Annotated in this window: 12 protein-coding genes; all 12 read left to right on the top strand. The window is 59.3% G+C overall.

The window, feature by feature from the left end:
- Window positions 1-3 precede the first annotated feature (3 nt).
- The 12 genes from ruvB to ACR0CE_RS12890 all read left to right on the top strand — a co-directional run bounded on the left by ruvB (window position 4) and on the right by ACR0CE_RS12890 (window position 11,152).
- On the top strand, window positions 4-1,023 hold the full coding sequence (ruvB, locus tag ACR0CE_RS12835; RefSeq protein ID WP_209505511.1) for a Holliday junction branch migration DNA helicase RuvB: 1,020 nt from the start codon (window positions 4-6) through the stop codon (window positions 1,021-1,023).
- Between the two features lie 64 nt (window positions 1,024-1,087).
- The gene (locus ACR0CE_RS12840; RefSeq protein WP_480832771.1) at window positions 1,088-1,711 is read left to right on the top strand and encodes a hypothetical protein; all 624 of its coding nucleotides are present in this window, start codon (window positions 1,088-1,090) and stop codon (window positions 1,709-1,711) included.
- Window positions 1,708-2,091, top strand: a complete 384-nt coding sequence (ybgC, locus tag ACR0CE_RS12845) for a tol-pal system-associated acyl-CoA thioesterase (RefSeq protein WP_480832773.1) — start codon at window positions 1,708-1,710, stop codon at window positions 2,089-2,091. Before ACR0CE_RS12840 ends, ybgC begins: the two co-directional genes overlap by 4 nt.
- Before the next feature lie 109 nt (window positions 2,092-2,200).
- On the top strand, window positions 2,201-2,896 hold the full coding sequence (tolQ, locus tag ACR0CE_RS12850) for a protein TolQ (protein ID WP_209505518.1): 696 nt from the start codon (window positions 2,201-2,203) through the stop codon (window positions 2,894-2,896).
- A gap of 2 nt (window positions 2,897-2,898) precedes the next feature.
- On the top strand, window positions 2,899-3,375 hold the full coding sequence (tolR, locus tag ACR0CE_RS12855) for a protein TolR (protein ID WP_480483970.1): 477 nt from the start codon (window positions 2,899-2,901) through the stop codon (window positions 3,373-3,375).
- 9 nt (window positions 3,376-3,384) lie between these two features.
- Window positions 3,385-4,488: an energy transducer TonB gene (locus tag ACR0CE_RS12860; RefSeq protein WP_480832775.1), complete on the top strand. Its 1,104-nt coding sequence runs from the start codon at window positions 3,385-3,387 to the stop codon at window positions 4,486-4,488.
- Window positions 4,485-5,804, top strand: coding sequence for a Tol-Pal system beta propeller repeat protein TolB (gene tolB / locus ACR0CE_RS12865; protein ID WP_480832777.1), 1,320 nt, complete (start codon window positions 4,485-4,487; stop codon window positions 5,802-5,804). Before ACR0CE_RS12860 ends, tolB begins: the two co-directional genes overlap by 4 nt.
- Before the next feature lie 72 nt (window positions 5,805-5,876).
- Window positions 5,877-6,386, top strand: a complete 510-nt coding sequence (gene pal / locus ACR0CE_RS12870; protein ID WP_267364104.1) for a peptidoglycan-associated lipoprotein Pal — start codon at window positions 5,877-5,879, stop codon at window positions 6,384-6,386.
- A gap of 4 nt (window positions 6,387-6,390) precedes the next feature.
- On the top strand, window positions 6,391-7,215 hold the full coding sequence (ybgF, locus tag ACR0CE_RS12875; RefSeq protein WP_480832791.1) for a tol-pal system protein YbgF: 825 nt from the start codon (window positions 6,391-6,393) through the stop codon (window positions 7,213-7,215).
- Window positions 7,206-8,465 carry a tRNA lysidine(34) synthetase TilS gene (gene tilS / locus ACR0CE_RS12880; protein ID WP_480832779.1) on the top strand — a complete coding sequence of 420 codons (1,260 nt, stop codon included), beginning with the start codon at window positions 7,206-7,208 and terminating at the stop codon, window positions 8,463-8,465. The genes ybgF and tilS overlap by 10 nt, the downstream gene beginning before the upstream one ends.
- Before the next feature lie 75 nt (window positions 8,466-8,540).
- On the top strand, window positions 8,541-10,457 hold the full coding sequence (gene ftsH / locus ACR0CE_RS12885; protein ID WP_267367030.1) for an ATP-dependent zinc metalloprotease FtsH: 1,917 nt from the start codon (window positions 8,541-8,543) through the stop codon (window positions 10,455-10,457).
- A gap of 98 nt (window positions 10,458-10,555) precedes the next feature.
- Window positions 10,556-11,152, top strand: a complete 597-nt coding sequence (locus ACR0CE_RS12890) for an MOSC domain-containing protein (protein WP_480484072.1) — start codon at window positions 10,556-10,558, stop codon at window positions 11,150-11,152.
- Window positions 11,153-11,384 lie beyond the last annotated feature (232 nt).

Here is an 11,384-nt window from a genome sequence, read left to right on the forward strand (position 1 = left end):
TGAATGGTTGAAGCTGATCCCACCCTGCGCCCGGAACCCCTGCCGGAAGACAATGACCGCGCTTTGCGTCCTCAGGGGCTGGATGAATTCATTGGTCAGGCTGAGGCGCGCGCTAACTTGCGCATCTTTATCCAGTCTGCCCGGCAACGCGGCGAGGCGATGGACCACACCTTGTTTCACGGACCTCCGGGGTTGGGTAAGACGACCCTCGCGCAGATCATGGCGCGTGAGTTGGGGGTGAACTTTCGCATGACCTCGGGCCCGGTTCTGGCCAAGGCGGGGGATCTGGCGGCGATCCTGACCAATCTTGAATCGCGGGACGTGTTGTTCATCGACGAGATTCACAGGCTCAACCCGGCGGTGGAAGAAGTGCTGTACCCGGCGATGGAAGATTTCGAGCTGGATCTTGTTATTGGTGAAGGTCCTGCTGCGCGCACCGTTCGGATCGAATTGCAGCCATTCACGCTGGTGGGGGCCACCACGCGGATGGGTCTGCTGACAACGCCCTTGCGTGACCGGTTTGGTATCCCGACCCGGCTTCAGTTCTACACGGTCGATGAATTGCACGAAATCGTCACCCGGAACGCGCGGAAACTGGGCGCGCCCGCGGATAACGATGGTGCGCGCGAAATCGCACGCCGGTCGCGCGGAACGCCGCGTATCGCCGGGCGATTGCTGAGACGCGTTGTGGATTTCGCCATTGTCGAAGGGGACGGGCGGATCACACGGGACCTAGCCGATGGTGCCTTGACCCGTCTGGGCGTCGATAATTTGGGCCTTGATGGTGCGGACCGGCGTTATCTGAAGCTGATTGCCGAAAACTATGCAGGTGGCCCGGTGGGGATTGAAACCCTGTCTGCCGCGCTGTCCGAAAGCCGCGACTCGCTTGAGGAAGTGATTGAGCCCTATTTGCTGCAACAGGGGCTGATCCAACGTACTCCGCGTGGGCGGATGTTGGCGCAGAAGGCGTGGACGCATCTTGGGATGGCCGCGCCCAAGCGGCAAAGCGATCTGTTCGGTTGAAGCCAGCGCACTTAGATTTTATGCCTTTCGGCGAGAGTATTTTTAAAAAGATGAAGGGCTGGCGGTGACACCGGAAGAAATTGAGGCGCTGTTCACACGCGAAAGCGGTGAGTTTCTGTTTGCGCGCTGGGGGCGGCCTATTGTTCCGATCGTTTTCGGCGTCGAAGACGAGACGCTGGCCACCGTAAAGGGGGCTTTCGAAGCTGTTGTCACGCTGGCCGGTCACCAAATGGCTGAGACGGACCCTGAGCTTGGCGCGAATTGCATGGTTTTCTTTTTCCGGGACTGGCAGGAGCTGCTGGAGGTACCGGACCTTGATCGCCTTATCCCGGATCTGGAACCTTTGGTTGCGCGGCTGGTCGCGGCAGATGCAAACCAGTACCGCATTTTCCGGTTCGAAGAAGATGGCGCGGTCCGCGCGGCGTTTGTGTTTCTGCGCATGGACAAGGACTTGTCCAAGGTTCCGGCGGAAACCCTTGCGCTCAATCAGGTCGTGCAGACCATCTTGCTCTGGTCGGACACTGCATTTCGCAATCAATCTCCACTGGCAATCGCAGGTGAGGCCACGATCCTGCGCCCCGACATCGCATCCTTGATCCGGGCGGCCTATGATCCGGTTTTGCCACGGGCGGCGCAGGATGCCTCGCATGCGTTAAGGCTGTTTGCCCGACTGGAGGCGTTGCAATGAAACACACCTACCCCATCCGCGTGTATTATGAAGACACCGACATGGGTGGGGTTGTCTATCACGCGAACTACCTGCGCTATATCGAGCGCGCGCGCTCGGACTGGGTGCGTAATCTGGGCAATGACCAAAACGCCATGCGGGAGGAGGGCATTGTTTGGGTCGTGCGGCGGGTCGAGGCCGAGTATCTGGCGCCTGCAAGGTTTGATGATGAATTGATCGTTGAAACCGAGGTCACCGAAATCTCGGGCGTGCGTCTGACTATGGCGCAGCTTGTTCGTCGCGGTGACACCGAAATATTTCGTGCATCTGTCACGGCTGTTTGCATCAATAAAGCGGGCAAACCGATCCGATTGCCGGCAGAGATTCGCGCATTGATGTAACAATTTGCGGACCATGGGTGGTTCTGTTGGCTTTTCATGACCAACTGAGATAGCGTTTGGCAAAATAAGGCCAAACGAACGGCCATCAGGCAAAACAAAGAGCAGGTTCATGGAAGCTGAAACGCTGGCGCTGGCGCAGGAGATCGACTTCTCCATGTGGGGGCTGTTTGCCCGCGCGACCTTTATCGTCAAACTGGTGATGCTGGTACTTACCGGCGCATCCATCTGGTCCTGGGGGATCATCATTCAGAAGCTGATCAACTATCGCGCGGCCCGACGCGAGGCGCAGGTTTTTGATGAAAGCTTCTGGTCGGGCAACCCGTTGGATGAGTTGTTCGAGCAGATCGGAACGCAGCCGGATGGCAGCTCGGAAAAGATCTTTGCGTCAGGCATGATCGAGTGGCGCAGGTCGCATCGCAATGATGGCGGGCTGATTGCCGGGGCAACCGCGCGGATCGACCGGTCGATGGATGTCGCCATCGCGAAAGAGGCGGAAACCCTGCAAAAAGGTCTTCCCATTCTGGCAACTGTCGGCTCCACGGCTCCGTTTATCGGGCTGTTTGGCACCGTTTGGGGCATCATGAATGCATTCATCGAGATTGCCGAACAGCAAAACACCAACCTTGCCGTTGTGGCCCCCGGTATTGCCGAGGCGTTGATGGCGACAGGGTTGGGCCTTTTGGCGGCGATCCCGGCGGTGATTTTCTATAACAAACTCAGCGCCGATAGTGACCGGATCGTTGGCGGCTATGAAGCCTTTGCGGATGAATTCGCAACCATTCTGTCGCGCCAGTTGGACAGCTGACGATGGGCGCTGCGATCCAGCAATCTTCGAACGGCAATGGGCGCAGGCGTGGTCGGCGTCGCGGTCGCGCGCAGCCGATGGCCGAGATCAATGTGACACCTTTCGTGGATGTCATGCTGGTGTTGCTGATCATCTTCATGGTGGCCGCGCCATTGCTGACGGTCGGTGTTCCGGTCGATCTGCCCAAGACCGCAGCCAGTGCGCTGCCCGGCGACAACGAAGAGCCTTTGACCGTGACCCTGACCGCAGACGGCCGCGTGCAGATCCAGACCACCGACGTGTTGCGCGAAGAGTTGATTGGCAAGCTGCGTGCCATTGCGGCAGAGCGGAGCAGCGACCGGGTTTTCCTGCGGGCCGATGGCGCAATCCCTTATGCACAGGTGATGCAGGTCATGGGTGCGCTGAACGCGGGCGGGTTTTCCAACGTTGGCCTTGTGACCGATACCGGCGGGCCGACGCTGGATGAAGGTGGAGAGTGAGGTCGCACGGTGGATACCGGCACCAAGATTTCAGCGATTGCGCATGTCAGCCTGATCGGATGGGCGATGTTCGGCGGCACCTTCCGGTCCGAACCGTTGCCGATGGCTGTGCAGGATGTCTCTGTGATCACGGCTGAACAATTCGCGGCCATGACGGCCCAGCGGGATGCGCCGGAACTCCCCGAAGTGCCGACCGCGTTGCAGCAGCCGCCCGAGCCGGAGGCTGTGACCAAGCCGCCGGAACCCGAGAGTGACGAACAGCCCCGCCCTGAACCTGTTGCACCGGCTGAACCGGAACCAGAGCCAGAGCCCATCATCGTGGAAGCGCCGCCTGAACCCGAGGTGCCTGACGAGCCGCCGGTTCTGACGGAACCTCAGATCGAGCCTGTTGCACAGCCTGCGCCGCCCGGCCCCGAGGTACAGCCGCGCCCATCAGATCGCGTCGCGCCCGAGGCAATAGCTCCGCCACCGCCCGAGGCAAAGCCTGATGATTTTGAGACGCCTCCGGTATCCCTGGATGAAGGCGCAGCGGTTCAGCAGGAACAGCAGGATCAGACCGCGCCGCAAGAGGCAGCCCCTGAGATTGTGACCGAGGCCGAGGAAACCAAGGACCAGTCGCCCCTGACATCTCCGCGACCGCGCGTGCGCCCAAACCGGCCAAGCCCGCCGCCGGAACCCGCTGTGGCCAAAACGCCTGAGGCGACCCCGGAACCTGAGAAACAAACCGATGAAACGGCAATCAACGACGCCCTGGCCGAAGCCTTGGGCAGCGGGTCCGAACCTTCTGGCCCACCGCTGACCAGCGGAGAGAAAGACGCGATGCGACTGGCTGTCTCTGGATGTTGGAATGTGGGTTCCTTGTCCACGGATGCGCTGAACACTGTGGTTGTTGTTGCGTTTTCACTGAACCGTGATGGTACGGTCGTCGGTGGCAGTGTTCGGATGCTGGACAGCTCTGGCGGCTCGGCGGGAGCCGTTAAACAGGCCTACGAGGCTGCGCGACGTGCAATTTTGCGCTGCGGGGCCAAAGGATATGATTTGCCTGCTGACAAATACGAACATTGGCAGGATGTTGAGATTACATTTAACCCCGAGAGGATGCGGATCAAATGATGAAGCTTCTGACCAGCCTCTTTGTCGGCCTGACACTGATGTCTGCGCCGGTTTATGCACAGAACGGGCCTTTGCGCCTGGAACTGGATGAGGGGATTATCGAACCCTTGCCCTTTGCCGTTCCGAATTTTGTGCCGGACAGTCCGGCCGCAGCTCAGTTCGCGCAGGATATCTCGCGCGTGGTGGCGGCTGACCTGACCGGGACCGGGTTGTTCCGCGAAATCTCCTCGGATGCGTTCATCAGCCGGGTCAGCAGCTTCGAAGCTCCGGTTCAGTTTGCGGATTGGAAGGCGATCAATGCTGACGCGCTGGTCACCGGCGCTGTCAATGTGTCCGGTCAGAAACTGACGGTCCGGTTCCGGGTGTGGGATGTGTTTTCGGGCCAGGAACTGGGCAATGGCCTTCAACTGGCAGGTACCACAGACGGGTGGCGGCGCATGGCGCACAAGGTGGCCGATCAGGTCTATAGCCGGATCACAGGTGAAGGCGGTTATTTTGACAGCCGCGTTGCCTTTGTTTCGGAAAGCGGGCCGAAGGACCAGCGCCTGAAGCGTTTGGCGATCATGGATTACGATGGCGCGAATGTGCAGTACATGACCGACAGCGCCGCAATCGTTCTGGCGCCCCGGTTCTCACCCACCGGTGACCGGCTGCTTTATACCAGTTATGAAAGCGGCAGCCCGCGCATATACGTGACTGAAATCGGGCGCCCGAAACCGCGGGAACTGAAGACGCAGGACGGGACGATGAGCTTTTCGCCTCGGTTCTCGCCGGATGGCCGGTCGATTGTCTATTCGCTGATTCAGGGCGGCAATACCGATCTGTGGAAAATGGATATCGTTTCGGGTCAAAGCACGCGCCTGACCAACACGCCCGCAATTGAAACTGCCCCCAGCTATTCACCCGACGGCAGCCGGATCGTCTTTGAAAGCGACCGCTCCGGCACGCCGCAATTGTACGTGATGGCAGCAAACGGGGGCGAGGCCACGCGGATCAGCTTTGGCGCAGGCCGCTATGGTACCCCGGTCTGGTCACCGCGCGGCGACCTGATCGCCTTTACCAAGCAGAACCAGGGCCGGTTCCATATCGGCGTGATGCGCATCGACGGGTCAGAAGAACGTTTGCTGACAGCCTCTTTCCTGGATGAAGGCCCCACCTGGTCGCCCAATGGCCGGGTCATCATGTTCACCCGCGAAACGCAGGGGGCCAGTGGTAGGGCATCGCTTTACTCGGTGGATATCTCGGGCAGGAACCTGCGCCCGGTACGTACACCGGACGGCGGCAGTGATCCGTCCTGGGGCCCATTGCAGAATTGATCGCAGCAAAGTTCACAACAAATCGTCCCTGTGGTAGACAGGCGGCAATAAACATAACACGAGGCACCTGAAATGAACGTATTGAGCAAAGTTCTGGCGCTGGGCGCGCTGAGTGTGATCGCCGCCTGCACAAACAATGACCCCTCAGCCTTGGGTGGCGGTGGTGGTAGCGGAGGCATTGGATCCATTGTCCCCGGATCACCGAGTGATCCGCGCTCGCCCGCGTATTTCCAGCAAACGGTCGGGGACCGTGTCCTGTTTGCCGTTGACCAGTCAACCCTGTCGCCCGAGGCGCAAACAGTGCTGCAAGGGCAGGCGGACTGGCTGCTGGCCAATCCGGATTTTGTCGCAACGATCGAAGGCCACGCGGATGAGCAGGGCACGCGGGAATACAACCTTGCGCTGGGCGCACGCCGGGCGAACGCTGCGCGTGAGTACCTGATTTCGCGCGGCGTTGCGGGCAGCCGCCTGAACACCGTGAGCTATGGCAAGGAACGCCCGATCGAGATTTGCAGCACCGAGGAATGTTATTCCAAGAACCGCCGTGCGGTAACGGTTCTGACCGGGTCAACTCTGGGGTAAGATGATGCGCATTGCAGGATGGGTTTTGGCGGCGGTTGTGGCGACGGCTGGTGTAGCACAGGCACAGGATCAACAGACCCTTGCGGACATCCGTCAGGAACTGACGGTGCTGCACGTGGAAATTCAGCGTTTGAAACGCGAGTTTTCCACTACGGGTTCACCCGCACCAAACCTGTCCGGCAGTTCGGTTCTTGAACGGGTGGATGCCATCGAGGCCGAATTGCAGCGCCTGACCCGCCAGACCGAGCAATTGAACCAGCGGGTGCAGAACATTGTCACCGACGGCACCAACCGTATCGGTGACCTTGAGTTCCGGCTGGTTGAACTGGAAGGCGGCGATTTGTCGACGTTGGGTGAGACGTCGACATTGGGCGGTGACACGGCCACTGTGATAACCGGACCAACAAGTATCGAAACGCCAACGGCGACCGATAATGGTGAACTTGCCATAGGTGAGCGTGCTGATTTTGATGCTGCCTCGCAAGCGTTGGCCGATGGCGATTTCCAGACTGCTGCCACGTTGTTTGCGCAGTTTGAAACAAGCTATCCCGGCAGTCCGCTGGCGCCCGAAGCCAACCTGAAACGCGGTCATGCCCTAGAAGGGATTGGCGACACACGCGAAGCGGCCCGGGCATTTCTGGCCAGCTTCACGGGTGATTCCGAGGGCGCATTTGCACCCGAGGCGCTGTACGAACTGGGCGCGGCGCTTGGCCGTTTGGGACAGACCGATCAGGCCTGCATCACGCTTAATGAGGTCGGAGTACGCTTTCCTTCTGCGCCAGAGTTTTCGAACGCCACGCAGGAGATGACCGCGTTGGGATGTACTTGAACCATCACTCCGGCAAACTACTTGCAGACCTGCGCGCCCGGCTACCCGAAACACTTCCGCGCAAGTTGGGGATTGCAGTTTCGGGAGGCGGGGATTCCGTCGCCTTGATGCATCTTTTGCATCAGGTGGCGCAAGATGAGGCCATCACCCTTTTCGTTGCCACGGTCGACCACGGTTTGCGACCCGAATCCGCGCGCGAGGCCGAAACGGTATCCCGGCAGGCTGCTGCGTTGGGGATGTCTCATGATACGCTGCGTTGGTCGGGATGGGACAGAACCGGTAACTTGCAGGACCGGGCACGTCAGGCGCGGTATGAATTATTATCCGAATGGGCAAAGGGCCGCGGAATCGATGCCATTGCGCTGGGCCACACCGCAGATGATCAGGCGGAAACACTGCTGATGCGGTTGGGCCGATCATCCGGGGTCACGGGCCTGTCCGGCATGTCGGCTATTCGGAAACAGCGGGGTCTGACGTTGCTGCGTCCGATGCTGGGGATCACCCGTGAACAGCTGCGCACCCATCTGACTGAGGCTGGCGTAGCATGGGTGGACGATCCTTCGAATCAGGATGCCCGTTTCGATCGGATCAAGGCGCGCGAAGCTTTGGGTGGGCTGGAACCTTTGGGAATTGATGCGCTTTCATTGTCCCGCGTAGCGGACAATCTGGCGCAGGCACACACGGCACTTGGCGTCTGTGCGCAAGAATCCGCAGGGTCCGTGGCGCAGGTGGATCAAAGTGACGTGAGGGTGAACCGGGCCGGATTTGCCGCGTTGCCCCTTGAGATTCGGCGTCGTGTCCTGCTGGGAATCCTCTCATGGATTGCCGGGTCGGGTTATCCCCCGCGTCAGACGGCAGTGGATCGGGCGATGGATGCAGTTGCGAATGGGCAATCTGCGTCAGTGGGCGGTTGTCTGATTGTTCCACAAGGCGGGAGTGTTTGGATTTGCAGGGAATTTAATGCCGTGAAATCTCAGATCGCGGCGCCCGGTGCTGTGTGGGATGGCAAATGGCGGCTCAGCGGACCGGCAACAATGGGCGCAGAAATCCGCGCTTTGGGCGGTGAGGGGTTGCAACAGGTGCCCGAGTGGCGTGCAACCGGGCGTCCCAGGATAGCGTTGACGGCGACGCCTGCGGTTTGGATTGCGGACAGGGTGCTGGCCGCCCCGCTTGCGGGTCTCGCGAATGGCTGGCAGGCTAGGCTTGCGTCAGATTGGCCCGAGTTCCACGCATCTTTTTTATCGCATTGAACATACGGCAATCCTCTCTATTTTAAGAGGTAACTTGGCAGCGTCTCACCTGCCGGAACTTTTAGGAGAATTTCCTTGGGCAACGCTCGCAATATCGCGTTTTGGGTCGTTTTGTTCCTGCTCATCCTTGCACTGTTCAATCTGTTCAGTGGACCGGGCGGAACGCTTCAGAGCAACGAGAAAACCTATTCCGACTTTGTCGGTGCCGTCCAAAGCGGTGAAGTCAAGAACGTGACCCTGGACGGTGAACAGATTCGCTATACCCTGCAAAGCGGTGCCAGCTATGTCACGATCAAACCCGGCGACGCCGAAGTGACCAAGCTTCTGATCGAAGAAAACATCCCCGTTCAGGCCGTAAAACAACAGCAATCAGGCTTTCAGTCGTTCCTGATCACGCTGCTGCCTTTCCTGCTGCTGATCGGTGTCTGGGTCTATTTCATGAACCGGATGCAAGGCGGCGGCAAAGGTGGCGCGATGGGCTTTGGCAAGTCCAAGGCCAAGATGCTGACCGAAAAACATGGCCGCGTGACCTTTGACGATGTTGCCGGTATCGACGAGGCCAAGGAAGAGCTGGAAGAGATTGTCGAATTCCTGCGAAACCCGCAGAAGTTCAGCCGCCTTGGTGGCAAGATCCCCAAGGGCGCGCTGCTGGTTGGCCCTCCGGGTACCGGTAAGACGCTTCTGGCCCGTGCCATTGCGGGTGAGGCGGGCGTGCCGTTCTTCACCATCTCGGGTTCGGATTTTGTCGAAATGTTCGTTGGTGTGGGTGCGTCCCGCGTGCGCGACATGTTCGAGCAGGCGAAAAAGAATGCGCCCTGTATCGTGTTTATCGACGAGATTGACGCTGTGGGTCGTCATCGCGGCGCCGGGTATGGTGGCGGCAACGACGAGCGGGAACAAACGCTCAACCAGTTGCTGGTCGAAATGGACGGGTTTGAGGCCAACGAAGGTGTAATCATTCTGGCAGCGACAAACCGCAAGGACGTTCTGGACCCCGCGCTGCTGCGACCGGGCCGGTTCGACCGTCAGGTCACAGTCGGCAACCCGGACATCAAGGGCCGCGAGAAAATTCTGGGCGTTCACGCACGCAAGACGCCGCTGGGCCCCGATGTCGATCTGCGCATCATCGCGCGCGGTACGCCCGGCTTCTCGGGTGCGGATTTGGCCAACCTCGTGAACGAGGCCGCGTTGATGGCCGCGCGCGTGGGTCGTCGCTTTGTCACCATGGAAGATTTTGAAAACGCCAAGGACAAGGTGATGATGGGGGCCGAGCGCCGCTCGATGGTGCTGACGCAGGATCAGAAGGAAAAAACTGCCTATCACGAAGCGGGTCATGCTGTTGTTGGTCTGTCTCTGCCCATGTGCGATCCGGTCTACAAGGCGACCATCATACCGCGCGGGGGTGCGCTGGGTATGGTGGTTTCGCTGCCGGAAATGGATCGCCTGAACTATCACCGGGATGAGTGCGAACAAAAGCTGGCGATGACCATGGCGGGGAAAGCTGCCGAAGTCATCAAGTATGGCGAAGATCACGTGTCGAACGGTCCTGCCGGGGACATCATGCAGGCCAGCCAACTGGCACGCGCCATGGTGATGCGCTGGGGTATGTCGGACAAGGTCGGCAATATCGACTATGCCGAGGCGCATGAGGGATACCAGGGCAATACTGCCGGGTTCTCGGTATCGGCTCATACCAAGGAACTGATTGAAGAAGAGGTAAAGCGTCTGATCCAGCAAGGCTATGAACAGGCGCACAAGATTCTGACCGATCAGAACGAGGAATGGGAGCGTCTGGCCCAAGGGCTGCTGGAATACGAAACACTGACCGGTGACGAAATCAAACGCGTCATGAACGGGGAGTCGCCCGGCGACAGTGATGACCGGAACGACAAGTCGGACGAGGGCAGTGCGCCCAGCGTGACAGCCATCCCCAAGACCAAGGCAAAGAAATCACCGCCTGAGGGCGGGATGGAACCTGAACCGACAGCATAACCAGCAAGAACCCGGGCTCTGACCCGGGTTTTTCTCTTTCCATCAGAGCGTTACTGAGCATTATGCGCTGGCAGACACCAATGGGAAGGGAAGCGCGTATGCCGTTTTTGCGGGAAACCGAATTTGCAGCCGAAGTTCTTTGGCTGGGCCTTGTTCCTGCCGGCGGATCGCTTCGTGCCAAGCCCGTTGAGTTGCTGGATCTTGGGTTTGAGGGCGTGAAAGGCGAGCGGCACGAAGGTCTGAACCGTGCGTCCTGTGTTCGGGTCTCGAACCTCTATCCCAAGGGCACTGAAATCCGCAATGTTCGTCAACTGTCGGTGCTGTCCTTGGAAGAGTTGCAGCAGATCGCGCAGAACATGGGGCTGGACCAGCTTGACCCGTCTTATCTGGGTGCATCCATAGTGCTGAAAGGTATTCCGGATTTCTCGCACATTCCGCCGTCCTCGCGTCTTCAGGCGGTCAACGGGCTGACGATCACTGTGGATATGGAAAACGCACCTTGCGTATTGCCCGGTCGCGAAATCGAAGCGGATCATCAGGGGTATGGTGCAGGGTTTAAACCTGCTGCCGTCGGACGCCGGGGTGTCACGGGCTGGGTCGAACGTCCCGGGCGCATTCAACTGGGCGATCACCTCAAGCTCTTTGTTCCGGACCAGCCTGCCTGGAGCCCTGAAAATATGCAGGTTTCCGATTAGTTCCCGATGAAGTGACCTGACGACGCTTCGCGACGCCAGAATGTCGGAATCCATGGCTAATCAGATTGTACACAAGGGTATGGAATGCGTAGCGCCGACGTTAGACGTCGGTTTTGCACGGTATTCAATCAAGGACCCCGGCCAATGAGCTATAAATCCGACATCGAAATTGCGCGTGAAGCGAATAAGAAGCCGATCCAGGAGATCGGCGCGAAGCTTGGAATATCCAGTG

This window comes from Ruegeria sp. L11 (assembly GCF_056531755.1).

Excerpts from the sequence above, each read along its gene's own strand:
- ybgC (WP_480832773.1), top strand. The coding sequence starts at position 1,708 with ATGAAACACACCTACCCCATCCGCGTGTATTATGAAGACACCGACATG.
- tolR (WP_480483970.1), top strand. The coding sequence starts at position 2,899 with ATGGGCGCTGCGATCCAGCAATCTTCGAACGGCAATGGGCGCAGGCGT.
- tolQ (WP_209505518.1), top strand. The coding sequence starts at position 2,201 with ATGGAAGCTGAAACGCTGGCGCTGGCGCAGGAGATCGACTTCTCCATG.
- ACR0CE_RS12890 (WP_480484072.1), top strand. The coding sequence starts at position 10,556 with ATGCCGTTTTTGCGGGAAACCGAATTTGCAGCCGAAGTTCTTTGGCTG.
- ruvB (WP_209505511.1), top strand. The coding sequence starts at position 4 with ATGGTTGAAGCTGATCCCACCCTGCGCCCGGAACCCCTGCCGGAAGAC.
- tilS (WP_480832779.1), top strand. The coding sequence starts at position 7,206 with ATGTACTTGAACCATCACTCCGGCAAACTACTTGCAGACCTGCGCGCC.
- tolB (WP_480832777.1), top strand. The coding sequence starts at position 4,485 with ATGATGAAGCTTCTGACCAGCCTCTTTGTCGGCCTGACACTGATGTCT.
- ybgF (WP_480832791.1), top strand. The coding sequence starts at position 6,391 with ATGCGCATTGCAGGATGGGTTTTGGCGGCGGTTGTGGCGACGGCTGGT.
- pal (WP_267364104.1), top strand. The coding sequence starts at position 5,877 with ATGAACGTATTGAGCAAAGTTCTGGCGCTGGGCGCGCTGAGTGTGATC.